Annotated in this window: 20 protein-coding genes; 9 read left to right on the plus strand and 11 right to left on the minus strand. The window is 71.9% G+C overall.

Translation table 11 applies throughout. The features are described from left to right. Positions 1–39: 39 nt before the first annotated feature. The 9 genes from MUB56_RS11120 to MUB56_RS11155 form a co-directional block, all read right to left on the minus strand. Positions 40–810 (minus strand): cobalt transporter, encoded by a 771-nt coding sequence (locus MUB56_RS11120; RefSeq protein ID WP_244931961.1) that lies wholly within the window; start codon positions 808–810, stop codon positions 40–42. Then, a complete protein-coding gene (locus MUB56_RS11125; RefSeq protein ID WP_244931962.1) occupies positions 807–1,475 on the minus strand; it encodes a hypothetical protein in 669 nt (222 codons plus the stop codon). Before MUB56_RS11125 ends, MUB56_RS11120 begins: the two co-directional genes overlap by 4 nt. A 177-nt stretch (positions 1,476–1,652) precedes the next feature. Continuing rightward, positions 1,653–1,808 (minus strand): hypothetical protein, encoded by a 156-nt coding sequence (locus MUB56_RS11130; protein ID WP_244931963.1) that lies wholly within the window; start codon positions 1,806–1,808, stop codon positions 1,653–1,655. 54 nt (positions 1,809–1,862) lie between these two features. Then, positions 1,863–2,882: a 2-dehydropantoate 2-reductase N-terminal domain-containing protein gene (locus tag MUB56_RS11135; RefSeq protein WP_244931964.1), complete on the minus strand. Its 1,020-nt coding sequence runs from the start codon at positions 2,880–2,882 to the stop codon at positions 1,863–1,865. After that, the gene (locus MUB56_RS11140) at positions 2,882–4,051 is read right to left on the minus strand and encodes an acyl-CoA dehydrogenase family protein (protein WP_244931965.1); all 1,170 of its coding nucleotides are present in this window, start codon (positions 4,049–4,051) and stop codon (positions 2,882–2,884) included. The genes MUB56_RS11135 and MUB56_RS11140 overlap by 1 nt, the downstream gene beginning before the upstream one ends. After that, complete coding sequence (locus MUB56_RS11145) at positions 4,048–5,259, minus strand: LLM class flavin-dependent oxidoreductase (protein ID WP_244931966.1); 1,212 nt, start codon at positions 5,257–5,259, stop codon at positions 4,048–4,050. Before MUB56_RS11145 ends, MUB56_RS11140 begins: the two co-directional genes overlap by 4 nt. Then, positions 5,256–5,390 carry a hypothetical protein gene (locus MUB56_RS25910; RefSeq protein ID WP_280637399.1) on the minus strand — a complete coding sequence of 45 codons (135 nt, stop codon included), beginning with the start codon at positions 5,388–5,390 and terminating at the stop codon, positions 5,256–5,258. Before MUB56_RS25910 ends, MUB56_RS11145 begins: the two co-directional genes overlap by 4 nt. 152 nt (positions 5,391–5,542) lie before the next feature. Beyond that, positions 5,543–6,391, minus strand: a complete 849-nt coding sequence (locus MUB56_RS11150; protein WP_244931967.1) for a sulfurtransferase — start codon at positions 6,389–6,391, stop codon at positions 5,543–5,545. Next, positions 6,392–7,303 (minus strand): LysR family transcriptional regulator, encoded by a 912-nt coding sequence (locus MUB56_RS11155; protein WP_244931968.1) that lies wholly within the window; start codon positions 7,301–7,303, stop codon positions 6,392–6,394. A 152-nt stretch (positions 7,304–7,455) separates the two neighbouring features. Between MUB56_RS11155 and MUB56_RS11160 the strand changes: the two genes are divergently transcribed. The 3 genes from MUB56_RS11160 to MUB56_RS11170 are packed head-to-tail and all read left to right on the plus strand — an operon-like array spanning position 7,456 to position 10,039. After that, on the plus strand, positions 7,456–8,202 hold the full coding sequence (locus MUB56_RS11160; RefSeq protein ID WP_244931969.1) for a lysophospholipase: 747 nt from the start codon (positions 7,456–7,458) through the stop codon (positions 8,200–8,202). Further along, positions 8,202–9,572 carry an FAD-linked oxidase C-terminal domain-containing protein gene (locus tag MUB56_RS11165; RefSeq protein ID WP_244931970.1) on the plus strand — a complete coding sequence of 457 codons (1,371 nt, stop codon included), beginning with the start codon at positions 8,202–8,204 and terminating at the stop codon, positions 9,570–9,572. Before MUB56_RS11160 ends, MUB56_RS11165 begins: the two co-directional genes overlap by 1 nt. Beyond that, positions 9,569–10,039, plus strand: coding sequence for a flavin reductase family protein (locus MUB56_RS11170; protein ID WP_244931971.1), 471 nt, complete (start codon positions 9,569–9,571; stop codon positions 10,037–10,039). Before MUB56_RS11165 ends, MUB56_RS11170 begins: the two co-directional genes overlap by 4 nt. Positions 10,040–10,164: 125 nt before the next feature. Here the strand turns inward: MUB56_RS11170 and MUB56_RS11175 are convergent, their stop codons facing one another. After that, positions 10,165–11,415 carry an alpha/beta hydrolase gene (locus tag MUB56_RS11175; RefSeq protein WP_244931972.1) on the minus strand — a complete coding sequence of 417 codons (1,251 nt, stop codon included), beginning with the start codon at positions 11,413–11,415 and terminating at the stop codon, positions 10,165–10,167. A gap of 219 nt (positions 11,416–11,634) precedes the next feature. Between MUB56_RS11175 and MUB56_RS11180 the strand changes: the two genes are divergently transcribed. Further along, positions 11,635–11,952, plus strand: coding sequence for a hypothetical protein (locus tag MUB56_RS11180; protein ID WP_244931973.1), 318 nt, complete (start codon positions 11,635–11,637; stop codon positions 11,950–11,952). A 48-nt stretch (positions 11,953–12,000) separates the two neighbouring features. On the opposite strand, the gene MUB56_RS11185 is transcribed toward MUB56_RS11180, so the two are convergent. Beyond that, a complete protein-coding gene (locus MUB56_RS11185; protein WP_244931974.1) occupies positions 12,001–13,623 on the minus strand; it encodes a hypothetical protein in 1,623 nt (540 codons plus the stop codon). A 321-nt stretch (positions 13,624–13,944) separates the two neighbouring features. Here MUB56_RS11185 and MUB56_RS11190 point away from each other — a divergent pair, with 321 nt between their 5' ends. The 5 genes from MUB56_RS11190 (at position 13,945) to MUB56_RS11210 (ending at position 25,533) form a co-directional block, all read left to right on the plus strand. Continuing rightward, positions 13,945–14,631 (plus strand): class E sortase, encoded by a 687-nt coding sequence (locus MUB56_RS11190; protein WP_244931975.1) that lies wholly within the window; start codon positions 13,945–13,947, stop codon positions 14,629–14,631. A gap of 410 nt (positions 14,632–15,041) precedes the next feature. After that, entirely contained in the window at positions 15,042–15,848 is an 807-nt protein-coding gene (locus tag MUB56_RS11195; protein WP_244931976.1) for an AraC family transcriptional regulator, read from the plus strand. Positions 15,849–16,089: 241 nt separating this feature from the next. Then, a complete protein-coding gene (locus MUB56_RS11200; protein ID WP_244931977.1) occupies positions 16,090–19,401 on the plus strand; it encodes a lamin tail domain-containing protein in 3,312 nt (1,103 codons plus the stop codon). Between the two features lie 91 nt (positions 19,402–19,492). Next, complete coding sequence (locus MUB56_RS11205) at positions 19,493–22,819, plus strand: hypothetical protein (protein WP_244931978.1); 3,327 nt, start codon at positions 19,493–19,495, stop codon at positions 22,817–22,819. Further along, complete coding sequence (locus MUB56_RS11210; RefSeq protein ID WP_244931979.1) at positions 22,816–25,533, plus strand: choice-of-anchor D domain-containing protein; 2,718 nt, start codon at positions 22,816–22,818, stop codon at positions 25,531–25,533. The genes MUB56_RS11205 and MUB56_RS11210 overlap by 4 nt, the downstream gene beginning before the upstream one ends. The last annotated feature ends 2 nt before the right edge of the window (positions 25,534–25,535 follow it).

The raw sequence follows: 25,535 nt of genomic DNA on the forward strand, positions 1-25,535 counted from the left end.
GTGTGGCTGTTCAGGGAGCGGTTCTTCGGAGGTGCTTCTTCAGTGAGTGGTGAGGCCCACCACGGCCAGCGCCGTGATGGCGCCGCCGAGCAGCGTGATGCCGCCGGCGGCGAGAGCGGGGGCCACCCGGGAGGCGAGGCGGAGGGCGGCGACGGACTCGCCGCCGCGGACGAGGGCGGTGCTCCCGGCCAGGGCGAGCAGGCCGACACCGACCAGGACCACGGCCATGCCGAGCCCGAAGACGATCACCAGCAGCAGCGCGAACGCCGCGCGCCCAGTGAACAGGCCGGTGACGAGCACGAGGAACGCGGACGGCGACGGCACCAGACCGCCGGAGATCCCGAGCAGTACGAGCCCGGGTCGGCTCGGCGCGTGGCCGTGCCCGTGGCCGTGCCCGTGGCCGTGCCCGTGCCCGTGGCTGTGTCCGTGGCCATGACCGTGGCCGTGGCCGCCGGTCCGGCGCCAGCGGCGCAGCAGCCAGAGACCGGTGCCGAGCACCAGCAGGCCGGAGACGAGCTGGAGGGAGGTGGTGAGCGTCTTCAGCTCGACCAGGTCCGAGAGGGAGAAGAAGGTCCAGGCCACGGCGACGACCAGGACCGAGCAGGTGTGCATCACCGCGACCGACCCACCCATCCACAGGGCGTCGCGGACCTTGCCGTGGGTGCCGACGATGTACGCCGCGGCGAGGCTCTTGCCGTGCCCGGGCCCGACGGCGTGGGCGGCCCCGGCGGCGAAGGCGACCACGAGCGCGACCGGCGCGAAGCCGGGCGCCTCGACGAGGCCCTGCAGACGGTCGCCGAGACCCGTCATGCCCGTCGTCCTCGGCGCCGGAACCAGACCAGTCCGGCCAGGACCGCCAGCAGCAGGACGCCGAGCGCCGCGCCGAGCTGGAGGGCGGCGCTGGTGCCGGACGTCGCCGCGTCGCCGGCCGGCTCCCCGGCGAGCGACCACTCGTGGTCGGGCTGGTCGGCGCTGTACACGGCCCGCTGGCCGGCGGGACCGGTCGCCATCGTGCGATACGCCGGGTGCAGGTCGGTCAGTGTCGTCACGCTGACGGCGGCCGTCGTGACGGGCTCGGCGCAGTCGAAGCTGACCTCGACGCCCTCGGTGGCCAGGGTCTCGTCCGCGGTCACGTCACCGGCGCAGGGGGACCCGTCGCCGGCGACCTCGATGTGCTCGAGGAGGTAGTCGCGGAACGCCGCCGACGCGGCGAGGGCGCTCGCGTCGGCGTCCTCGTAGAACACAGCGCCGTCGAGCATCACCCGGTCCGGGGGGAGCACCCCGAGCGAGACACCGAGCAGGGTGAGGTCGTCGGTGCCGCCCACCCGCCAGCGGACCCGGACGGTGCCGGGGGCGTCGTCGGCGTCGACGGCGACCTGCTGGGGCGGCCCGAAGGGGTGCGCCTCGGCGGGGCCGGCGACCAGAATCGGCAGGGCCGTCAGCACGGCAGTCAGGGCGAGGACCAGGACCCGCACCTGAAGGCGGTGACGGTTCTCCGGTCGGGGCGGGGCAGGGGACAACGCGTTGCTCTCCGGGTGCGGTGACGGGGTGCCGATGGGCATCCGGAGCCAGACCTTCACGGTCCCCGGAGAACGGATCGGACCTCGTCCGCGACGTCCGTCCGACGGACAGGTGAACGGTAGGGAACACTCTTACGAGGCGGCGCCCGTCCAGGCGGAGGCCGTCCAGGCGGAGGCCAGCCCGGCGTACGGACCCGGCTGCCCGGCCAGCTCGGTCGGCGTGCCGTCCTGCACGACCCGGCCCTCGTCGAGGACGAGCACCCGGTCGGCCGCGGCGGCGGTGGACATCCGGTGCGCGATGGCGATCGACGTACGCCCCTTGGCCAGCGCGGTCAGGGCCGGTCAGACAGCGACGTCATGAGGCGCCGGCGCCGGCTCCGTCTCCAGCAGCGCACCGAGGTGGCGCCGGGCCGCCGGGGTCGACGCGCTCAGCAGCTGCTGGAGGCGGGAGCTGAGCGGAGCGGTCGTCCCGCTCCGGCGGGCGAGCAGCACGATCTCGCCGTTGAGGTAGTCGACCTCGCTGCTGGCGCCGCGCGCGAAGCTCTGCCAGGTCGAGAGCCGCCCGGGCACGTGTCCCGGCACCGGGAGCACCGCCAGGGAGACACCGTGGTGATCCAGCTTCCCGCCCGGCGGTACGGCGATCCCGGCGGCCGCCAGGACCGCGAGCGCCTCGGCCCGGAGCCGGGCCCGGGCCTCGGCCCGCAGGTCGTCGTCGCCCTCGAGCAGGTCGAGTCCGTTGGCGACGTTCGCCGCCAGCTTCGCCGCCTTGCAGGCCCGGGAGTCCGGCACCGACCATGCCGCGAAGCCCGCGCCGACCAGATCGGCCACCAGCGCCTCCTGCAGCTCGTCGGGCGGTGCCGCGTGCCGGCCGAGCCAGATCAGCCCGACGGTCGGCGGCAGCGACGGCGATACGATCTCGCCCGGGGTCAGGAAGCTGGCCGCGATCCCGATCGTCGCGGCGTACACCCGCTCCCACCGGCGCAGCGCGAGGTCCTCGGTGACCATGCCGTTCTGGTAGGTCACGATCGGCAGGTCGGCGGCGGTGCCGACGACCGCGCCGCGGTCGTCGTGCAGCGGCTGCCACGCCCACGCCGCCAGCGCGGCCTCGGCGTCCTGCGCCTTCACGGCCAGCAGCAGCACGTCGTCGACGTGCAGCCGCAGGTCGTCGGGCCCGGCGGCGACGGGCACCCGGACGACGTCGGTGCCGCCGGGGCGTCGTACTCGCAGGCCGTGCTCGGCGACCAGCCGGCCGTGCTCGCCGCGCGCCACCAGCACGACGGGGTGCCCGGCCGGTGCCAGCTGGGCCGCCAGGGCGCCGCCCACCGCGCCGCCGCCGACGACGACGTACCGACGCACGCCCATCAGACGGCGAGGATGCGGCGACCGGCCGCGGCGAGGGCGGTGTCCTCCTGCGGCGGGTGGACCCGCACGCACAGGACGTCGCGCAGGTGGCGCTCCAGCGGGTGGTGCCGGGTGAGGGCGAGGTTGCCGAGGGCGGCCACCGCCGTCTGCACGGCGGCGACCACGGACCGCGCGATCTGCACCTTGACGACCGAGAGGTCGGCGAGCACGCCGGGGTCACCGGCCTCCACCCTCAGCAGGGCACCGTGCAACAGGGTCTCGGCCTGCACGACCTGCGCGTCGATCTCGCCGGCGATCGCCTGGATCCGCTCGGTCTCGGCGATCGGCCGGCCCAGGGCGGCGGGCACCCGGGTGCGGGCGATGTCCACGAAGGCGGCCCGGGCGGCCTTCGCCACGCCGAGGTAGAGCGCCGGGTGGCCGAAGCTGGCCGCGCCGGCGGTCGCCGCCGGGTCGCGGTAGACGCCGTCCACGAGCGGGATCTCGACGAAGGCGTCCAGCGGCAGGGCGACGTCGTCGTAGACCACGTCGTGGGTGTTGGAGGCGCGGAGGCCGAGGTGGTCCCAGGTCTCGATCCAGGTGATCCCGGGACGGTCCGCCGGCACGATCAGGTGCCCGACCCGCGGGGTCGGCTCGTCGGTCACCGCCCAGACCACGTGGTAGGCCAGCGCGGTGCCGCCGGTGGCGTACGCCTTGTGGCCGTGCAGCGACCAGCCGTCGGCGGTGCGCCTTGCGACCGTCTGGGGCAGCCCGCCCCGCGCGGGGGCCCCGAGCTCGGGCTCGGCCCGGATCGCGTTGACCAGCGCCGGGCCGGTCTCGGAGCGGCGCAGCACGTCGGCGTAGAACTCCTCGGGCCAGTGCGCGTTCTGGGCCTGGCCCCAGTGGCTGCTCAGCGAGTTCGCGGCGAGCAGCGCCACCGACGCGTCGCCCTCGCCGAGCGCGGTCAGGATCCGGGCGGTGTCGCGCGGCCCGAGTCCCGGCCCGCCGTACCGGGTCGCGACGGTGGCGGTCAGCAGGCCCGCCCGATGGGCGGCCTCCAGGCCGGCCGTGGGTACGGCGCCGCTGCGGTCGTACTGCGCCGCCGTCGACGCGATCTCCGCCGTGACCGCCGCCAGCGCCTCCGCGGAGAGGTCGGGACGGACGAACCCGCGCTCGGTCGTCGGCGCGCTCATCCGCGGGCCGTCGCGAACGCGCCGAGGTGCTCGGCCTGCAGGGTGCCGCGCTGGCCGGTGGCCCGGCGGTGGGCGAGCTCCTGGCGCACGAGCGGCAGCACGTGGCGGCCGTAGTCGACCGCGTCGTTGAGGGTGTCGTAGCCCCGGATCGAGACCAGGTCGGCGCCGAGGTCGACGTAGTCCAGGATCGCGGCGGCGACCGTCTCGGGCGTGCCGACCAGGGCCGTCGAGGCGCCGCCGGCGTTGGTGGCCGCCGCGGTGCGCATCCACAGGGCGCGGTCGTACACGTCCTGCTGCGCAGCGAGGTCCAGCAGCCGCTGGCTGCCGACGTTCTGGGGGCGGTCGCCGGTGAGGTACTTCTTGTGGAAGGTGCCGGACTGGAAGGTGCGGCCGATCTTCTCGACGTAGTCGTGGGCCTTGGCCCAGGCCAGCTCCTCGGTCTCGGCGACGATCGGGCGGAAGGTCACCCAGATCCGCGGACGGTCGGTGCGGCCGGCCCGCTCGGCGATGCCGTGCACGCGCTCGATCTGGCTCTTGATGTCGGCCAGCGGCTCGCCCCAGAACGAGAAGACATCGGCCTTCTCGCCGCCCACCTGGAAGGCCTCGTCGGAGGAGCCGCCGATCGAGATCGGGATGGTGGAGTCGTACGGCGCGAACCCGGGGCCGAAGTCGTCGAATCGGTAGAACTCGCCGTCGTGGCTGAACGCCGCCGGCTCGGTCCACGACCGTCGGAGCAGGTCGACGTACTCGGAGGTGCGTGCGTAGCGCTTCTCCTTGGGCAGGTAGTCGCCCTGCCGCGCCTGCTCGGCGTCGCTGCCGCCCGAGATCAGGTGCACGACGGCGCGGCCCTCGGAGAGCTGGTCGAGGGTGGCGAGCTTCTGGGCGCCCACGGTCGGGAACGTGGTGTTCGGCCGCAGCGCCACGATCGGCCGGAGCCGCTCGGTGAGCTGGCTGACCGCGGCAGCGACCACGAACGAGTCCGCGCTGGCCGAGCCGTACGGGAGCAGCGTGTAGTCGTACCCGCCCTCCTCGAGGGAGCGGACATAGCGGCGGAAGTACGGCAGGTCGATGCCGCGGGACGGGACGGGCTCCAGCTCGGTGGACGGGTTGAGGTGCGAGAGGCTGATGAACTCCACCTCGCGGGCGGCGCCGGCCGGGACCGGCTGCTCGTGCGGGAGGTGCTCGGGGCGGTCGGTGAGGGTGGTCATGCCGGGGTCCTTTCGGCGGTGGCGAGTGCGCCGGGGTGGTCGTCCTGGAGGGAGCCGCGCCGGCCGGTGGCCTCGCGGTGGGCGAGCTCGGAGCGCACCAGCGGGAGCGCGTGACGGAGCTGTTCCGACAAGCGGTTACTCGATTGAGTTACTGATAGTTGAGGTCCGAGAGAGGGCCGGGCGTCGCGGGTGCGTGCGTCGCCCGGCCTCTCGCTCAGGACGCTACGGGCGTCCGCTCGATCGGGTCCAACAGGAATGCGGCATGGGAACCGATAGTGCGGCGTTATCGAAGCGCCGACGCCTCGCCGGTCTCCACGGGAAGGTCGAGGTTGCTCCACTGCGACCAGGAGCCGGGGTAGAGCGCGGCGTCGTACCCGGCGATCGCCAGCGCGGCGATCTCGTGGGCCGCGGTCACGCCGGAGCCGCAGTACGCCGCCACGGGCACGCCGTGGGCGACGCCCAGGGCGGCGAACCGGGTGCGCAGCTCCTCGACGGGGAGGAAGTGTCCGTCCGGCCCGAGGTTGCCGCCCGTGGGGGCGTTGACCGCACCCGGGACGTGACCCGCCTTCGGGTCGATGGGCTCGGTCTCGCCCCGGTAGCGCTCGGGCGCGCGGGCGTCGAGGAGCACGCCGGAGCGGGGGAACGCGGCCGCCCCGACGACGTCGAGCACCGGCAGTGCGCCGGGGTGCAGCTGTACGTCGCCCGGCCCGGGGACGACGTCGTCGGTCGCGAGGGCGCCGCCCGCCGCCACCCACGCGGGCAGCGCCCCGTCCAGGAGGCGTACGTCGGCCAGCCCGGCCCAGCGCAGCAGCCACCACGCCCGGGCCGCGGCGAGGTTGCCGTCGCCGTCGTACACCACGACGGTGCGGTCGCCGCTGACCCCCCAGCGTCGCGCCGACTCCTGGAGGGCTGCGACGTCGGGCAGCGGGTGCCGGCCGTCGGTCGGCTCGCCGTGCGCGGCGAGCTCGGTGTCCAGGTCGACGTACACGGCGCCGGGCACGTGGCCGCGGAGGTACTCGCTGTGGCCGGGCGGCCCGCCCAGCTTCCAGCGGACGTCGAGGACGACGGGGGCGGGCGCGTCGGTGCGCGCGAGCTGCTCGGCCAGCTCGGTGGCGGAGATCAGGACGGTCATTCAGGCCTCGTTCGGGATGGTCTCGGTCGGAGTGGCTTGGGGGTGGACCAGGTGGAGGTGCGGGCGGGTCGAGAAGAACTCCTGCCCAGCAGTGTGCGCCGTCCGCTCGACCTCGGGGTCGAGGCCGCGTCGGGCGATCATCCGCAGGCCGGTGGTGCCGGTCGCGGGCAGGTCCTGGCGGACGACGATCCCGGCCGGGCGGCCGCCCGCGCTGGGCAGCAGGGCGACGCCGAGCCCCGCACGCACGCCGGCGAGCACCCCCTCGAGCGTCGTCGACTGGGCCGACACCTCGACCCGCCGGCCCTCGCTCGCCAGCGCGCCCAGGGCCCGCTCGCGCAGCCCGCACGGCTCCTCGAAGGCGACCAGCGACCACGGCTCGCCCGGCTCGGGCGTCGTCCAGGTGGGGGAGGAGTACCACCGCAGCGGCAGCCGGCCCACGTCGTACCCCGACCCGCGACCGCGCGGGTCCAGCACGAACGCGAAGTCCACCGTGCCCTTGTCGACGGCGTCGGCGAGCTGCGTCGACCGGCCGATCTCGAACCGGGTGGTGACTCCCGGGAAGGCGGCGCGCAGGGCGTGCATCATCTCGGGGAGCACCTGCTCGGCCGCGTGCTCGGTCGAGCCGACGACGATGGTGTCGCGGCGGGCGACCTTCAGGCGGCGCATCGACTCGTCGTGCACCTCGATGATGTGCCGGGCCTCCGCGAGGACCCGCTCGCCGTCCGGGGTGAAGCGCATCTGGCGGCCGTCCTTCTCGAACAGCTTGCGCTTGAGGCCCTTCTCGAGCAGCCGCACGTGGTGGCTCAGGGCGGGCTGGCTCACGTGGCGCACCGCGGCCGCCTTGCTGAAGCCGCCGCAGTCGGCGATCGCCACCAGCGTCCTTAAATGCTCAAGGTCTAGCGAGTTAGTCATATTCAGATCCTAGGCCAGGCCCGGCCCGGCCGTCGCTCGTGCCGGCTGTTGGTCTGGACACCTGGTTCTCGCACACCGATCAGCAACCGTCATGGGTTGGCTTCGACGAACGCTCTTGGACGGCGCCGTCGCGGGGTGCCAGCCTGGGGAGGGTGACCTCCACCGTGACTCCCCCCGCCTCCGCCACGTCCCCCGCGCTCGCCTGGGACGAGCCGCCCGGGGTCGCCGCCCGCGGGACCCTCGTCGTCCTGGTCGGTCGGGGCGAGTCGCCGACGGCGTACTCCCGGTTCGGCCGGCGGCTCTCGGCCGACGCCTACCGGGTCCGGGTCGTCGACGTCGACCTCGACGACCTGTCCGCGGCCGGCGACGTCGTCCGCGACCTGCTGGCCGACGACACCCTGCCGGCGCCGAAGGTGCTGGTCGGGGCGGACACGGGCGCGGGTCTGGCCACGGTGCTGGCGGGGGAGGGCGATGTCGACGCCGTCGTGCTCGCGGGCCTCGCACTGCCGGGCCCGGCGCCCGCTCCGGTCGGCGACTGGGACGCCGAGCTGGAGGCCCGTACGGCCTGTCCCGCGCACCGCCGGGTGATCTCCGAGGACCCCGCGTTCGAGCGGGGCGGCCTCGGTCGTGAGCTTCCGGCGCAGCTGCGCGACCTCGCCGTACCCGGCCTGCCGACGCTGGTGCTGCACGGGAGCGAGGACAGCGTGGCGAGCGCCGAGACCGTGCTCGAGTGGATCGGCGAGGCCGAGCAGGTCCGCGCCCGGATCGTGGTCGGCGGTCGGCACGACGTCCTCAACGACGTCTCGCACCGCTCGGTCGCCGCGACCGTCGTCCTGTTCCTCGAGAGCCTCAAGCTCGGTGCGGACCTGCCCGCCATCGTCCGGGACGTGCGCGGCTGATGGCCCCCACCGCGACCGAGCGGGCGGTCGCCGAGCTCCTCGACCAGGTGCCCGGCGCGACGGTCGAGCCCGACGCACTGGCCGCCGCGGCGCTGGACCGCTCGGGCGCCCGGCCCGACGGGCTGCCCGCGGTCCTGGTCCTGATCCGGGACGTCGTCGGCGTGCAGCGGACCCTGGAGGTGGCGCACCGGCACCGGGTGCCGGTGGTGCCGCGCGGCGCCGGGTCGGGCGTCGCGGGCGGCGCGCTCGCCGGCACCGGGTCGGTCGTGCTCGACCTGAGCGGGCTGGACCGGATCCTCGAGATCGACCCCGTGGACGAGCTCGCCGTCGTCGAGGCGGGCGTGATCACGGCTGAGCTCGACCGGGCCGCGGGGGAGCACGGGCTGCGCTACGCGCCCGACCCCGCCAGCGCTGCGATCTCGACCATCGGCGGCAACGTCGCGACCAACGCCGGCGGCATGCGCTGCGTGAAGTACGGCGTCACCCGCGACGCCGTGCTGGGCCTCGACGTGGTGCTCGCCGACGGCCGGCTGATCAGCACGGGCCGTCGTACCGTCAAGGGCGTCGCGGGGCTCGACCTCACCTCGCTCTTCGTCGGGTCGGAGGGTGCGCTCGGCGTCGTGGTGCGCGCGACCGTGCGGCTCCGGGCGCTGCCCGAGACCACGCTCACCGCGGCGGCGGCGTACGACGATGTCGCGGCCGCCGCTCGTGCCTGCGTCTCGGTCGCCCGCGCCCGCCGGGAGCCCAGCCTGCTCGAGCTGCTCGACCACGCCACCCTGTCCGTGGTGGACCGGGCGCAGGGCACCGACTTCGCCACCCGGGGTCGGGCGTTGGTCGTGGCGCAGGCCGAGGGGCCGGCGGCGGCCGACGAGATCGCGGCGATCGCCGAGCTGCTCGCGAAGGAGTCCACCTGGTCCGAGCGCGGCCTCGACGAGGAGTCCTCGGAGCGCCTGGTGCTGGCCCGGCGGCTGGCGCTGCCGTCGATCGAGCGGTTCGGACGGGCCCTGATCGAGGACATCTGCGTCCCGCGGTCGCGGCTCGTGGACGCCTTCCGGGGAGTCGAGGAGATCGCGCGCCGGACCGGCGTCGACGTCTTCACTTTCGCCCACGCCGGGGACGGCAACCTGCACCCGATCATCTCGTTCGACCCCGCCCTGGCCGAGCCGCCGCCGGCGGTGCAGCAGGCCGCCGACGCGATCTTCGCCCTCGCGATCGAGCTCGGGGGGACGGTGACCGGGGAGCACGGGATCGGCTCGCTCAAGCGCGCCTGGCTGGCGCGCGAGGTGGGGGAGGACTCGATCGAGGTCCAGCGCTCGATCAAGGCGGCGCTGGACCCGCACGGGCTGCTCAACCCGGGGAAGGCGCTGTGAGCGCGGCGCGGGTGGAGGGTCCGGTGCTGAGCGACCTGCAGGAGGGCTTCCGCGACGCGATGGGCAGCGTCGCCGCCGCCGTCTCGGTCGTCACCACGCTCTCCGGGCCGTCCGGCGACCGACCGCACGGGGCCACCGTGAGCGCCTTCACCTCGCTGTCGATGGACCCGCCGATGCTGCTGGTCTCGCTGCAGGAGACCTCCCGGCTGCTCGCGCTCCTGACGCCGGGCAGCCACCTGGGCGTCAACGTGCTGGCCGCGCACCAGCGCGACCTCGCGCTGCGCTTCGCCTCCCGCCGCGAGGACCGGTTCGGCGACCTCGACTGGGTGCCGCGGGACGGATCACCCGCGCTCGCCGGCGCCCACGCTGGGTCGGCACCCGGGTCGCCCGGCTGGTGCCCGCCGGCGACCACACCCTCGTGCTGGCCGACGTGCTCGCGGCGTCCTGCGGCGAGCCGACTCCGTTGACGTACTGGCGGCGTACCTTCGGCACGCACCGGGCGCACTGAGAAGGTCGTGCGCCTACCGGTCGTGCCTGTCGGGCGGGCGGCGGGTGCCGCCCGCCCGACTCCGTCAGCAGGGCTCAGCGCGGGTCAGCAGGCGCTCCCGGCCGGCGTGCGCCCGCGGAAGAGCGCGTCGGCGTACGCCCGAGTCTCGGCGTAGGACTCGTCGATCACCGCGCGGTGGTCGGCGCCCTGGTAGACCGAGTAGTCGATCGGCGGCGCGGAGCCGCACAGCACGGAGACCAGGTAGTCGACCCCCGGCTTCGCCACGAGGACGTCGGCGGTGCCGGCGGCGACGAAGGTCGGCACGCGTGGGATGAGCCGGACGGCGTCCTGGGAGTCGAGGTAGGCCGTCAGCGGGCCGAAGTCGGCGTCGGGCTCGAAGACCTGTGCCGGGGTCAGCGTGTCGGCGACCTCCCGGATGGCGTCCATGCAGCCGGTGCGCCCGGCGTCGAGCAGCGGCTGGGCGGCATCGGTGACCAGCGCGTCCGCGTCGACGGTGTCGGTCGCGGCCGCGGCCCCGAGCAGCAGCGGCGGGAGGAACGAGATCGCCGCCTGGGCGCCGGGCAGGTTGTTCTTGATGTAGGGCGCGGTCTGGCTCAGTCCGACACCTCCGGGTGCCAGGGACACCGCGCCGAGGAGCTCGGTGCCACGGTGCCTGCGCGGACCGGCCGCGGCGGCGAGAGCGGCGTGGCCACCCTGGCTGTGGCCCGAGACCACCCACTGTCGTCCCACCTGGCTGCTCAGCTGACGAGCGGCGACGACGATGTCGGCAAGGGTGCGGGCGGCGCTGGGACCGTTGATGTAGGGGTGGTCGCCCGGGGTGCCCAAGCCCTCGTAGTCGGTCTTCGCCACGACGTAGCCGGCGCGGCTCCACCGGTCGAGGGTCTGGTCGACACGACCGAGGTAGTCGTGGGCGGGACCGTCCACGGTGTCGCGCGACGGTGCGCACGGGTCGGCGGTGCCGGTCGTGCCGTGTGCCCAGCTGAGCACGCGCCAGCCGCCGCGCGGGGCCTTGCCCTCGGGCAGGGAGACGGTGCCGGTGACGCGGATCTTCTGGTCACGGGCGCCGACCGAGACGTACTCCACCAGGTAGGTGGCCCGGGCGCTCGGCAGCGCCGCGGCGGTGCGGAGGGGGCGCGCGCGCAGCAGCGTGCCGCGGGGCTTCCTCAGCTCGCCGTGCCGGGCGGACCGGCTCGCGTGCGGCGTCGAGACGGTCGCCGGCGTGGAGGCGGTACGACTCGCCGCGGTCGCCGGAGCGGCGGTCGCCGACGGGGCGCTGGCCAGTCCCGTGGTCAGGAGTGCGGCCGCCGCGACGGCGGCCCAGGATCGTGTGCTCAACGTTCCTCCTCTGCGGGCACCCGAGCGGTGCCCTGTGGTGCGGATCACTGCCACCATCCAGGCCTCGTCGTGCGGCGGGCCGCGCTGGTCCCGGTCAGCGGGTGGCGGCGTCGCGCCGGGCTCGGTCGTGGCCGCAGCACGCGTGACCCGTGCACCGGCACGGCCGCAGTCCCCGGCATCGACGCCCGAGGTTGACAGCCGCAAGACGCATCCGGCGAGGTGCCTCGCAAGGTCGTGATCTCGGCTTGGGCCGTTCCCGTCATGGTCCTCGGCCAGTTCAGCTTCTTCGCCGCCATCCCGGTCGCGATCATCGTCGTCGCCGTGATGCGTCGGTTCCGCAGCGGCGCCCTGCGCTGGTGGGCCCTCGCGCTGGGCGCCGTCTACGCCGCCCCCATGGCCATCTGGGCACTTCGCCCCGAGCGGGCGGAGAGCCTGTCCAAGGACATGAGTCCCGTTTTCGCGGTCCTGATCGTGGTCGCTGCGTGCGGCGTCATCATCGCCGCGCACCGCAGTCGACGTGGGCTCAGTGGATCCTGATCACCGCCTGGGCCCCGTTGACGCTGCCCGCCGCGTCGACGAGGACGGTCATCGACCCGGCCGGCGCCGTCGCCCGATCAGCAGCAGAACCCCGCCGGCCGCGACGAGGACCACCCCGCCGACGCCGGCCGCCGGCACCCAGGACGACAGGCCCGTGTCGGCAAGGCTCTCGGGCGCTCTGCCGTCCGGGCCGGTGGTCGGCGGTGCGGGAGTGCCTGACGGTCCCGAGGTCGCCGTGGGCTCACCGGTCGGGCCCGTCGGGCCCGTCGGGTCGGTGGGGTCGGTGGGATCGGGGGAGGGGTCGTCGACGACCCGGATGGTCGCGTCGACCGGCGGTGCGGTGACACCGCCGCCTTCACCGGTCGCGGTCGCCACGTTCACCACCCGACCGTAGTCGACGTCCTCGGCGCGGACCCGGTACCGGCCGCGGCACTCGGTCGTGTTCGCCGGAGCATCCGTTCGTGCCGCGAGCCTCGACCGCTCACACGTCACCTCGTCGATCTTGTCGTCGACGACCCTCAGGTCGTCGACTGCGGCGAGGCCGGTGTTGGTAGCCGTATAGCCGAAGTCGACCACGTCACCGACCCGGAACGGGCCGTCGTCGAGCACCCGCTTCTGCAGCTCCAGGAGCGGTGTGGGGACGACCGACTCGATGACGACGTTGCGGACGAGGTGGATGTCGGTGAAGAGGCCGGTCGAGGCCGAGAACCCGAACTTGTACGACTCCGGGACCGGGTCCGGTGCCGGGAACGACAGGACCTGCTGCGCAGTGCCGTCGCCGCGGGAGATGGCCACCCCGACCTGCGGGTTCGGCGCGGGGGTGACTGTCACCGTGACCGTTCGGCGCACCGCGTGCAGCTCCGCCTCGGCCGCCGCCGGTCCGGGCGGCAGCACCGTCAGATCGTTGCGCAGCGAGAACGGCAGGGTCGAGCTCCACGGTCCGGTCGTCCGGTCGAGGTTGGTCGAGGTCGAGGTGATGAAGCAGTACCCGACGATGTCGTTGCCCGGTCCACGGACCGTGATCTTGTCCGGTTCGGGCCTCCGCAATCCCGAACCGGCCGGGGATCGACCGGCTGATGGGCAGCCGTTGCTGCGACGTTCCCAGTCACCGAAGTAGTTACCGAGCGCATCGAGTCCGATGCCGAGGTAGCCACCGTCGACGCCGGGGATGAAGGCGCGAGTCGGATCGTCGTCCGGGAGCTTCTGCGCGTACCCGAGGCTCCCGCCGAACGCCCCCGGTGCGTCCAGGGTCGTGGTCCCGTCGGTGAGGAAGAACGCGATGCCGTCGGCCGGAGCCTGACTCGGGCTCGTCGGTGTCGTGGTGCCGTACTGCCACTGCTCGAACGTGACCGTCAGGCCCTGGGTGGCGGGGATGGGAACGTCGAAGAGGACGGCGCCGGCCTGGTCGTTCGAGGCGTCCGTCAGTTGCAGGTACCCGCGCGGTGCGGCGTTCTCCGGTGGCACCGGACCGACCCGCACCAGCGGGCACCCGGCCAACGGGTGGTCACCCGGACCCGGAGCGCCCGCGGCCGCACCGGTCAGGCATGCGGACCCGTAGCCGAGGAACCCCGGCATCACGGTCGCCCCCGTGAACGACTCCTCCAGGTAGGTGCCGCCATCGGCGGCTGCCGGTCCCGACGACACCGTCAGCACCGACAGCCCGACCGCCACGGCACCGGCTGCTACCCACGTGCTCCTCGCCAGGCGGGTTCGCCGACGCGGCCACCAGCGCGGGTACGGCGGCAGGTGCCTTCCCTGGTCCTCTGGCTGCGTGGTGGCCATCCCGAGTCTCCCTCGCTCACCGGCCGCCGCGCCGGAACGTTGCTACGCGACGGTGCGCTTCGCCACGCGGACAGACTGATTCCGCGCGGCGGCGTGCCGGTTCGCCTGTTCCGGGTGATCCGCCACCCGGAGACCCAGCGGCACGGTGACCAGGCAAAGCGCGCTGTCGCGCACGGGACCACGCGGCTGCACGGAAGGAGGTGGTGACGAATGGCGCGACCTCGCCGACCCGGCCGCCACCGTGCCGCCCGGTACGCCGGCGCCGCCCTCCTCATCGCCGGCGCCATCCTCCTCGGCGCTGCAGGATGGCAGCTGTACGGGAGCAACTGGACCGCCCAACGCCATCACGCCGAGGTCCGCGACGAGCTCGAACACACCTGGAACCGGGGCGACCCGGAAGCGTCCACCCCCTACGGCGACGCCATCGCCGTCGTCCGGATCCCACGTTTCGGCGACGACTACGAAGTCCCCGTCCTCGAAGGCACCACCGACGAGACCCTCGCTGCCGGCCTCGGCCACTACGAACAGACCGCAGCACCAGGGCAAGCGGGCAACTTCGCTGTCGCCGGCCACCGCATCACCCATGGTCAGCCCCTGCGCGACATGCCCGACCTGAGGGCTGGTGACGTCGTCGAGGTCGAGACCGCCGACGCCATCTACACCTACCGCCTCACCACTGACGGCGACGCACTGGTCGTGGACGACGCCGACACCTCCGTCCTCGAGCCGGACCCGACGTCCGCCCGAGCCACCACGGGATCGTCGACCGACCTGGCCTCGCCAATCGCGGCCGGCGCGCGGACCCTCACCCTCACCGCGTGTGCTCGGCTCGTCCCGACCTCCGAACGGCTCGTCGCCTACGGCGTCCTGCAACGCACCGATCCCAAGCCGAGCTGACCGGCCAGAACGGGGCCACCCGGACACGCCGACGGGACACGATTCCACCCGTGCCGCACGACGACGACGGCGGCGGCAGCCGCCACGATCCTGGCCGGGCAGACGGTCCCGGCGTCGCAGCGCGCAGCACCCGACCGCCGTACGTTCCGGGCACCGCGCGCTATTCGCGGGTCGAGTTGGGTCGATCCGAGGATCGACCGCCCAAACGTTGCCAGCTGTTCGCCCGGTGTTGCGCGAGGCCGGGCAGAACCACGCAGCACAGACGCTGAGATCAGAGGGTTGGTCGACGGTTTCTCGGGTTTCACCCAAGGAGTGGTCACGTGCGCGCAGTGGGCGTCACTGCCGCCGAGGCCTGTCCCCTTGAAGGGCAAGCGCCGATCCTGGGTGTCAGCGGAGAGTTGAGCGGGCCGGTGCGTGACACCCTCATCGATCGCGTCCAGATCGGGTTCGTACGACGCGGGAGCGTGGCGGTCGTCGGCCGGGTCAGCCGTCAGCAGGTCCGGCGCGGGGAGCTGGTCGCTTGGGCGCCGCAGACGACCGCGGAGGTCGTCCCCGGGGCCGAGGGCGTCGCCTACACCAGCATCTTCGTCGACCGGTTGTTGCTGGAGCAGAGCGTGGCCTGGGCGGCTGGCGCCTCCGCGCCGACGAAGACACCAGACACAGAAGGCCAGGACGACAGCCCGGCTCCCGACGGGCTCCGCTGGGCGCGGATCGGGGAGCGGGTGCTGCGGGAGCTCGAGCCGTGCCTGGACGAGCTGGTCGAGCTCACGAGCCAGGGACAGCTGCGGGGCCGGTTCGGCCGCGCGGCCGCGATCCTCTTCACCGTCCTCGACGCGATCGCCCCCGCGCTGGAGCCGCCCGAGGCGGGGCTGCAGCGTCCGCTCCGCCCGACCCGTCCGGTGCGGTCCGAGGTGCGGCGGGCCGTCGCGCTCCTGGAGTCTGATCTCGCCCGCCCCTGGCGGGTCGACGAGCTCGCCGCCGCGTCAGGTCTCTCGGCCGGCCACCTGCGGCAGCTGTTCCTCGACGGGCTCGGCCGGACCCCCCTGGCCCACCACAACCTGCTCCGCGCCCGCCGCGCCCAGGAGCTGCTCGGCGACCGCAGTCGCAGCATCCCCGAGGTCATGGCCGAGGTCGGCTGGGCCTCGCCCAACCACTGGAGCACGATGTTTCGCCGGCACACCGGGATGACCCCGCGGGAGTATCGCGACCGGTCCTGACCGACGGATCTTGGTATGTGCGGCCCCGACATATAGCGATCCACCGACCGGCTGCCTGGCGGCTGCTCGGCGTTCATCTACCGGGCACGTGAGCGGTGGTTCTTGGTCGCGACTCGCCTGTGAGATCAGCGCGCGCCGGTCCTGGTCTCGAGGGCCAACGGCTGCCTCGTCCACCACGATCAGAGGAAAATCGTTGATGTCTGCCTTGCACCCCCCGATGCGGGGGGTTCGCCTCCTGGTCGTGTCTCTCGTGGCCGTGGCGCTCACTCTCCTGGGACTCACCGTCACCGCCAGCACCGCGCAGGCCGCCGACGAGGTCGTCGTCCCGGACGCGAACTTCAAGGCGGTGCTCAACGCCGCGATCGCTACCGCGACCAGCACGAGCCGCACGCCCGATCAGGACATCACCCCTGCCGACGCGCTGACGGTCACCGCGATCGACACCGGGTATGTCGATGATGCTCCGATCGCCACGCTCACCGGGCTGGAGGCGTTCACCAACGTCACCACCCTGGCAATTACGCGCGCAGGGAGCACTGCTACCGACTTGCGGCCGATCGGCAGTCTCAGAGGTCTTACGTCGCTGCAGACGTCTTTGCCAGTCACCAGCCTGGACGGACTCGAGAGCGTCACCAACCTGAACATTCTTCAAATCGCCAGCGCCCAACTGACGGACGTCTCCGCGCTGTTGCAGCTGACCCAGCTGACGAATGTCACCATTCAAGAGGCCGCACGGTTGAAGGACATCTCGGCTGTCGCCGCGTCGAAGGGCACTATCGTGCGCCTCACCCTGCAGGACACGGCAGTTGAGGACATCAACTTCCTTGAGGGCTTCAAGAACGTTGGGAATCTTGTTCTCCCTCGCAATCGGATTGAGGATGTTTCCGTCTTCGGGAGGTTCGACGACTCATACAAGCTCAACGATACGAAGAGCAACCGGTTGACCCTCAGCGGAAACAGGATCCGGGACTTTTCCCCGGTGGTGGCCTTCCGCAACCTCAAGGGATTCAACTTCGGCCCGACAGCAGCCGCCAGCGGACAGTCGATCTACGTCGGACCCTACGACGCAGTGAACGGCGTGACGGTGCCGCTCAAGAGCGGCCCACACATTCTCAACAACCCGCCTGCCACTCCGGTGATCACGCCGGCGGGTACTGGTACCTACGACCCTGCGACAGGCATGCTGACCTCGGCTGATCCGGCGGCGACGTTCGTGACGGTGAGCCCGAACTGGACGATCAACTTCTCCGAGGCGCCCGACAAGCTTGCAGCGTTGCGGGTCAATGAGGTTGAGTCGAATGGGGATGCGGTCAATGGTGACTGGGTCGAGCTCTATAACCCAGGCAGCAGCGCCTTGGATCTGGGCGGCCTCGTGGTCGCCGACAACGACGACACCCACAAGATCACGGTGCCGGCCGGCACCAAGATCCCGGCCATGAGCTACCGGGCGATTCGTACCGACGACCCGGCTGTGGCCGGGCAGTTCGGTCTGGGCGGCGGCGATTCGGTGCGGGTCTTCGCACCCGGTACGACGGATCTGACGACGGCTCCGATCGATTCGTACTCGTGGACGGCGCACGCGACGACGACTTACGGGCGAACGGTGCCCGGCGCCGGTTTCTGGGCGACGACCAGTGTTGGCACATTCGGTGCGGTCAACGAGTTCCCGCCGCCGACGGCCATCCCGACCGTCGCGACCACCGGTGACGCGACCAGCATCAACGGATCCGCGAAGCTGACCGCGACGGTCACCAAGCCCGACAGCACCGAGGTGGCCACCGACGCCACCGGCACTGTGGTGTTCGCGGTCGGCGGCACGGATGTGTCGGGTCCGGTCACGGTGACGGGCGGCAAGGCCGAGTGGACGGCCACCGGCCTGGCGGGTTCCCCGTCCGGCACAGCGCATCAGGTCACCGCCCGGTATGTCTCGTCCGGTGAAAGCGACCCCTACGATGACTCGGTCGCGAGTGCACAGTTCACGGTGACGGTCACGATTCTGGAGTTCGCCGGCGCCCCGACCCTGTCGACCGCCACCCCGGGCTACTGCGACACCGTCACGTCCAGCGTCGCGGGCATCACTCAGGCCCCGGAGCAGGTTGGCTACCAGTGGCAGATGTTCAATGGCAACGGCTATGGCAACATCGCCGGGGCGACGAGCGCGAGTCACCCGATGTACACCGTCAACGGCACCACGGTGGACGTCGCGTCGCGGCCGTACCGGCTGCAGGTGACAGCAGTCCGGGCCGGCTACGTGACCAAGACCTGGACGCTGGAGACCACGGCCGTCGCGAGTGACGTGTGGAGTGCGGAGTCCAAGAAGGCTGCGGTGTTGAGCACGTCGACCCCGAAGGTGGGGGAGACGATCACCGCGACGCATCAGGGGTGGGACACGTGTTTCCCGGCCGCGCTGAACTACGAGCCGGGGTATGCGTACCAGTGGCTGCGCGACGGTCAGCCGATCACCGGTGCGACTGATGAGGTGGCCGGAGGCGTCGGCGGTGCCGGACCCAAGCAGGTCTCCTACGCCGTGACCCCCGCGGACGCCGGGCGCAAGATATCGCTGCAGGTCAGAGGCATCAGGCCCGCTGTCCAGTTCGAGGGTTCCACGACTGAGTCCACTGCGACTGCTGCGGTGGCTGCGGGTGCGTTCACGAACTCACCGGTTCCTGCGGTCGACAACGTGTCGCCGAAGGTCGGCGACAAGCTGACGGCGTCGACAGCGGCGTGGTCGCCGGTCGCTGCGTTCGCGTATCAGTGGTTGCGTGACGGTGCGCCGATCACGGGTGCGACCTCTGCGTCGTACACAACGACGGCTGCTGATGCCGATCACGCGTTGAGTGTGAAGGCCACCGGCACTGCCGAGGGGTACGCGACTACCGAGAAGACGTCGGCGGCGACGGCGAAGGTTGCCAGGCTGGTGTTCGCCGGCACTTCGGTGCCGGTGATCGGTGGCGGCACACCGACCGTGGGTGACACGCTCACAGCGACTGTTGCTCCGTGGGCGCCGGTGGCGTCGTTCACGTGGCAGTGGCTGCGTGATGGTCAGCCGATCGCCGGGGCTACCGCTGCGTCGTACCCGGTGACCGCTGCCGACCAGGGGCGTGCGCTGAGCGTCCGGGTGACCGGGGCCGCTGCGGGCTACGAGCCGCGTTCGGTGACCTCGCAGTCGACCGCGGCAGTGGCGGCCAAGGCGCCGGCCCAGGTCGCCGACGCGGTGCGGTCGTCGTACGTGGTGAAGATCAAGGCGCTCAAGGGCAAGAAGCTGCAGGTCATCATCACCGCCCAGGGCGTGCCGGCCAGTCGACTCGACTCCAAGGCCACGCTCAAGCTGGCCGGCGTCAAGGGCAGCTACCGGGTGACCCTGAAGAACGGCAGGGCCACGATCGCTACCGGCCGGAAGGCCAAGCTGCTGAAGAAGGGCGCCAAGGTCAAGGCGACCCTCGCCCTCCCGGGGCTGGTCTTCGCGACGACCACGGCGACGCCCGCCACGGTGACGACCACCACCTACACGGTCGCGAAGGTGACCAAGAAGGTCACGGTCAAGCTCAAGTAGCACCCCTGCGGAAGGCCCCGCCGGTCCCACGGGACTGGCGGGGCACTCCGTCCGTCAGCCCTGCCCTGCCTCGCCCCTGGAGACCGCCGTCATGCCCTCCCACTCGTCCTTCCACCGTCTGCTGAGCACGGCCCTCGTCGTCCTGCTGGCGCTGGCCGCCCTCGCCCTCGCCCTCGCCCCGGCGACCGCACCGCGCGCCGACGCGGCCGACACCGACGTGGTCGCCCTCCCCGACCCGGCGCTGAAGCGGGCGATCAACACCGCGCTCGGTGCCGGTCGCGAACCCGGCCGGGACGTCACCGTCGCCGAGGCGCAGACCGTGCGGACCCTGAACGCCGGCGCCGACCCGGTCTCCGAGCTGACCGGCCTCCAGGCCTTCACCGGTCTCACCAGCCTCACCGTGACCGGCCGGCGCGACCTGACCGACGCCAGCCCGCTGGCCGGGCTGAGGCTCACCAGCCTGGAGATCAGGGGCGGTGCACTGCAGGGAACCCTCGACAGCATCGCCGCGATCAGCTCGCTCACCTCCCTCACGCTGGGCGACGACGGGATCTTCGACGTCGCGCTGCTCATCCGCTTGACCGCTCTACGGACTCTGAGGTTGGAGCAGAACCAGATCGCCGACATCTCCTCGCTGGCGCAGCTCACGTCAGTTACCGGGTTCGACCTGTCGGCCAACCGCATCACCGACGTGACCCCAGTCTCCAGGCTGACAAATCCGACCTACCTGTACCTGTCGGACAACCGGATCGAGGACGTCACGCCCCTCGCCCGATACTCGAGCCTCAAGCTGGGGACGACCGGCGGGGCGTTGAAGGTCGACGGCAACCGGATCAGTGATCTCTCGACCTTCCTCACGTTCACGAGCAAGCCCGCGAACACTGGTCAGTCGGTCTACGCCGGCGCTTACCAGCCAGGCGGCATCCAGGTGCCGCTGGCTCGCGCGGATTCCCGCGTGCTACCGATCGCCGCGGCCAACGCGAACGAGGGAGCCTACGACCAGGCCACGAAGACGCTGACCCTGACGAACGCGTCGGCGACCAGCATCGACATCTCACCCAGTTGGACGGTGCTCCTGTCCGAGACACCAACTGATCCGACCATCGCCGGCATTGCTGGCTTCGGTCAGACGCTCAAGGCGTCGGCAGAGAGCGTCGCCAGGCCCACATGTGAATCGGCTTTCCAGTGGCAGCGCGAGGGCATCGACATCACAGGTGCTACCGACGAGCGTTACCAGGTCACTGCGGCCGACGTCGGCAGCCGCCTGACGGTGCGCGTGACATGCGGCTCACAGGAGGGCGTCTCCGCCCCCACCGCGTCGGTGACCGGCACGACGCCGGGTGCCCCCGCGATCGTCCCGAGCCAGACCGCGCTGAGCGGTGTGCTCGGTGACCCGACCAACCCCGGCATCACGATCAATGTCGGCCAGACCGACGCGGCCGGCAACAGGGTGGATCCCTCGAAGCTCACGCTGACCGCTACGTCGGACGCCCCCGGCGTGCTGCCGGTCTCCGGTGTCACCTTCTCCGGCTCGGGAGGCACGCGCACGGTGGCCTTCGCCCCGGTGGGTCGCGGCTACACCAATATGCAGTTCACGGTCACCGGTCCTAACGGCCAGACATCGAGTGCGTTGTTCGGGTATGGGGCGTCCGTCCGTACCACCCCCACCAGCCGCGTTCTGATGGGACAGGGCGACTCGTCGACCGCGCTGCCGGCCGGTGACGGCTACCTGTTCGTCGCCGACGACGAGCGCAGTGAGATCGGGCTTTACGACCCCTCGCTGTCGCGCTACGCCGTGTGGGAGTCCGAGTCGTTGCTGCCCGGCGCTGAGGTGGACTTCGAGTCGTCGGCGCGCCTGGGCGACACGATGTTCTGGTTCGGGTCGCACGGCAACAAGAAGGATGGGGATCTGCATGGCAGCAGGCAGGCGGTGTACGAGACCACGGTCTCCGGGACTGGCAGGGACGCCCGCCTGACCAGGACCGGCTCGTACCTGGGCCTGCGCAAGGACCTCGTGGCCTGGGACCGCGCTCACGGCGACCGGCTCGGCCTTGCCGCAGCGGCAGCTGACGGCGTCAAGCCGGATTTGGCCAACGGCTTCAACCTCGAAGGTGCTGAGTTCTCGCCCGACGGCAGCGAGCTCTACCTGGGCTTCCGTTCGCCGGTCGTCGAGAAGGACGGCAGGCAGATGGCGCTGATCGTGCCGGTGAAGAACCTGCCGGCTCTGACGTCAGGCAAGGCCGCGGTGGCACAGTTCGGCGAGCCGATCCTGCTCGATCTCGACGGGCACGACATCCGCGAGATCCGCAAGAACGACGCCGGGCAGTACCTCATCGTGTCGGGCACACCGGGCATGTGGACCCCGCAGAGCAGTCAGACGCTGTTCGCCTGGACCGGTTTCGCCGAGGATCCGGCCGTCCCGCTGACGACTGAGGTCACGAAGGACCTCGAGCCGATGCACACCGATAACGGCGGCGCCTGGGAGGGCATCGGCGAGCTGCCCGACGACCTGACGGCCAACTCTCAGGTCAGGCTGATCATGGATCAGGGCTACGACGTTCTCCATTCGGACTCGCCGAAGGCTGAGAACAAGAAGAACCCGATCCTGATGCGCAAGGCCCGCACCGACGTGTTCACCCTGACCGGCAACCTGGGCCGGGCGGCCACGGTGAGCGGCTCTGGAGCCTTCCCGGACCAGGCCGCCAACACCGTCGGCGCCCCGCAGGTGGTCAGGATCACCAACACAGGTTCAGAGCGGGTACGGGTGAAGCGGGTCCACGTGGCCGGCGACGATGAGCAGGCCAGTGACTTCCTGATCAGTCAGAACACCTGCGCCTACACCGATCCCGGTCCCGGCGCCACGTGCCGCATCGCGGTGCGCTTCGCCCCCGCGAAGGTGAGCACGACGTCGAAGGCTCAGCTGGTCATCGAGTCGAACCTCACGGGCGCCCCCCGCATAGTGGAGCTCACCGGCACCTCGACGGCCCTCCCGAAGGGCGAGCCCGGTAAGGACGGCAAGGACGGGGTCGACGGCAAGAACGGCGCTGATGGAGCGCAGGGTGCTCCGGGCACGATCATCACGAAGTCGGCCAAGGCGACGGTGTCGGTCAAGGCGCTGTCGAAGCGTCGTGTGCAAGTGGCGGTCTCGGCAAAGCCTGTGGACAGGCGCCACTTGAACCAGCAGGTCACCGTCAAGGTGTCCGGGGTCAAGGGCACCTACCTGGTCAAGCTGACCAACGGCAAGGGCATCGTCAAGCTCACCGGCAGCAAGGCCCGCAAGGTCAAGGCCGGCAAGAAGGTCCGTGTGACGGTGTCGGTGCCCACGCTGACCACCCGGGTCGCTACGAGCAGCACGTTGGTCACCGACTACACGATTCCGAAGGCCTCGAAGCAGCAGAAGGTGAAGGTGCGCAAGTGAAGACCTCGACAGTGGCAGGCGTCCTCGTCGGGCTCCTGGGCCTGACCCTCACGCCCGTGGCGGCGCAGGCCGCGACTGTGCCGACGATCGACGCGGTCGTGAAGGTCGGCCAGGTGATGGATTATTCGTTCCCGTGCAGCCGAGACATCCTGATTATTGACCAGTGGTTCAGTGGCGGTGAGCCGGTAGAGGAGTACGTCGCCAACACCCTCACGGTGCGCCCTGAAGACCTGGGCCGCCGGCTGAGCGTCGAGCGGGTGTGCGCGGGAACGGGCGAGAAATTGCGGACGCCGGAGTCGGGCATCGTCACCGGCTCGGGCTCCCAGGTGCCCGTGATCGGGACGCTGGCCAAGCCCCCGATCGGCGATCCTTTTTTCGCGGTCAAGGACACCCAGTCGAGTGTGATCGGCGATCCGACCGATCCGGGCGTCGACCTGTTCGTCGGACAGCTCGGTGCTGACAATCAGACTCTGGTCGACGCATCTGCGTTGACGGTGTCGGTGTCGGCGGTCACGAAGGGGCAGCGGGTGCGGCCGCTCGATGCCAGTGCGGTGACCGTCTCGAGCACTGGAAGCGTTCGGCACGTGTCGTTCGCGCCGACCGATCGCGGCAACGTGACGTTGGTGTTCACGGTCACCGGTACGACCGGTGCGACCGACTCCTACTCGCTCGACTACTACGCCTCTGGTGCGACCACGCCCACCAGCCGGGTCCTGCAGATGTCGTCGGACGCGTCGACGGCGATCGCGGCCGGCGACGGGCACCTGTTCGTGGCCGACGACGAGGCCCACGAGATCCGGCTGTACGACGCGGAGGTCTCCGGCATGCCGGTGGCCGTGTTCGGCCCCGGGCTGGGTGGGGGTGAGGATGACTATGAGTCGTCCGCGCGCAGCGGTGACTCGGTGTTCTGGCTGGGCGCCCACGGCAACTCCAAGAAGGGCGAGGTGCAGGCCAGCCGGAGCGTCGTCTACGAGACGACGATCAGCGGCAGCGGGGCGGATGCGAAGCTGGCACCGGTGGGCAACAAGTACAACGGCCTGCGAGACGACCTGATCGCCTGGGACCAGGCCCACGGCAGTCGCTACGGGTTCGCCGCCGCGACGGCCGTGGGCCAGGCGCCCGACGGCCCGGCGCAGTTCAACATCGAGGCCTCGGAGTTCGCCCCCGACGGCAACACCCTCTACCTGGGCTTCCGCGGCCCGCTGACCGGCCGCGTACCTGGTGGCAAGGCGCTGATCGTGCCGGTGACCAACATCAAGCAGCTCACCCTCGGGCAAGGGACGACGGCGACGTTCGGGCAGCCGATCGAGCTCGATTTGGGCGGGCACTCCATCCGCGAGATCCGCAAGAACGCGGCGGGGGAGTACCTCTTGCTGACGGCCGACGCGATGCCCGCACGGCCAGAGGCCCAGCTCGAGCAGCTGCTCTGGTACTGGGACGGCAATCCGACCACGGCTCCGGAAAAGCTCACCACTGTGGTGCCGCCCGACGTGGAGGAGAACAGGTTGAGCCCGGGCGCCTGGGAGGGCATCGGGGCGATGCCTGCACAGCTCGAAGCTGGAGCCCAGGTGCGGCTGATCATGGACCAGGGCGCGGTCGGCCCCTATGCACCTCTTGCGCCCCCGGGCATGACCGGCACTGAGGCCGCGGCTAAGTGGGAGACGCCCCAGATGAAGGACCTCGCCGCCGACCAGCTCCGCAAGGCCCGCACGGACGTCGTCACCCTCACGGGAGCGATGGGGGTGCGCGCGTCGGTGACCGGGGCGGGTGCGTTCGCCGAGCAGCGGGTGGGCGCGACCTCGGCCGCGCAACAGGTCACGGTCACCAACGCGGGCACCAAGCCGCTCACGATCAGCGCGGTGTCGCTGACCGACGAGGACGGCGTGTCGGCGCAGGACTTCCGGGTCGACGGGGCGGCGTGTCTCGGCACGACCCTGACGGTCGGTGCGACCTGTCAGGTGCCGGTGCGGTTCGCGCCCGTCCGGGCGGGGCAGTCCTCGACCGCGAAGCTGCAGGTCACGGGCCCCGTGGGCTCCAGTGTCTGGTCGCTCGCGTTGACCGGATCGTCGACGGCCGTCTTCACGACCGTCTCGGTGCCGACGATCAGCAACCTGGCGCCGATGGCGGGTGACACGCTCACCGCGTCGACACCGGCCTGGTCGCCGGTCGCGGCCCTGGCCCACCAGTGGCTGCGTGACGGGCAGCCGATCGGCGGCGCGGTCGCGTCGTCGTACGCCGTGACGGACGCGGACGTGGGCCACCGGATCAGCGTCACGGTGACCGGCACCGCCGCCGGTCACGTCCCGGAGACCAGGACCTCCGCCCCGACGCAGAGCGTCGCCGTCAAGCCGACGCCCGTGGTCCCGACCCCGCACGTCACCACGAAGGTCAAGGCGACGGTGTCGGTCAAGGGGCTCACCAAGCGTCGGGTGCAGGTCAGGGTCACCGCCCCCGGCGTGCCCACCGCGCGCCTGAACCAGACCATCACGGTCAAGGTCGCCGGCGCCACGAAGCCCTACCGGGTCAAGCTGGTCGACGGCCGGGCCACGATCCGGCTCGCCGGCGCGAGGGCCGCCCAGGTCAGGACCGGCCAACGGGCCCGCGTGACCGTGCTGGTGCCGAAGCTCACCACCACCCTCACCACGCCGGCCGTTGTGACCACCTACCTGGTCGCGCGGAGCACGCAGAAGCGAACGGTCGTCGTCCGCCGCTGACG

The sequence above is a fragment of the Nocardioides sp. W7 genome, from assembly GCF_022919075.1.
GTDB lineage: Bacteria > Actinomycetota > Actinomycetes > Propionibacteriales > Nocardioidaceae > Nocardioides.

Excerpts from the sequence above, each read along its gene's own strand:
- MUB56_RS11120 (WP_244931961.1), bottom strand. The coding sequence starts at position 810 with ATGACGGGTCTCGGCGACCGTCTGCAGGGCCTCGTCGAGGCGCCCGGC.
- MUB56_RS11130 (WP_244931963.1), bottom strand. The coding sequence starts at position 1,808 with ATGTCCACCGCCGCCGCGGCCGACCGGGTGCTCGTCCTCGACGAGGGC.
- MUB56_RS11135 (WP_244931964.1), bottom strand. The coding sequence starts at position 2,882 with ATGGGCGTGCGTCGGTACGTCGTCGTCGGCGGCGGCGCGGTGGGCGGC.
- MUB56_RS11140 (WP_244931965.1), bottom strand. The coding sequence starts at position 4,051 with ATGAGCGCGCCGACGACCGAGCGCGGGTTCGTCCGTCCCGACCTCTCC.
- MUB56_RS11145 (WP_244931966.1), bottom strand. The coding sequence starts at position 5,259 with ATGACCACCCTCACCGACCGCCCCGAGCACCTCCCGCACGAGCAGCCG.
- MUB56_RS11150 (WP_244931967.1), bottom strand. The coding sequence starts at position 6,391 with ATGACCGTCCTGATCTCCGCCACCGAGCTGGCCGAGCAGCTCGCGCGC.
- MUB56_RS11155 (WP_244931968.1), bottom strand. The coding sequence starts at position 7,303 with ATGACTAACTCGCTAGACCTTGAGCATTTAAGGACGCTGGTGGCGATC.
- MUB56_RS11165 (WP_244931970.1), top strand. The coding sequence starts at position 8,202 with ATGGCCCCCACCGCGACCGAGCGGGCGGTCGCCGAGCTCCTCGACCAG.
- MUB56_RS11190 (WP_244931975.1), top strand. The coding sequence starts at position 13,945 with ATGGCGCGACCTCGCCGACCCGGCCGCCACCGTGCCGCCCGGTACGCC.
- MUB56_RS11205 (WP_244931978.1), top strand. The coding sequence starts at position 19,493 with ATGCCCTCCCACTCGTCCTTCCACCGTCTGCTGAGCACGGCCCTCGTC.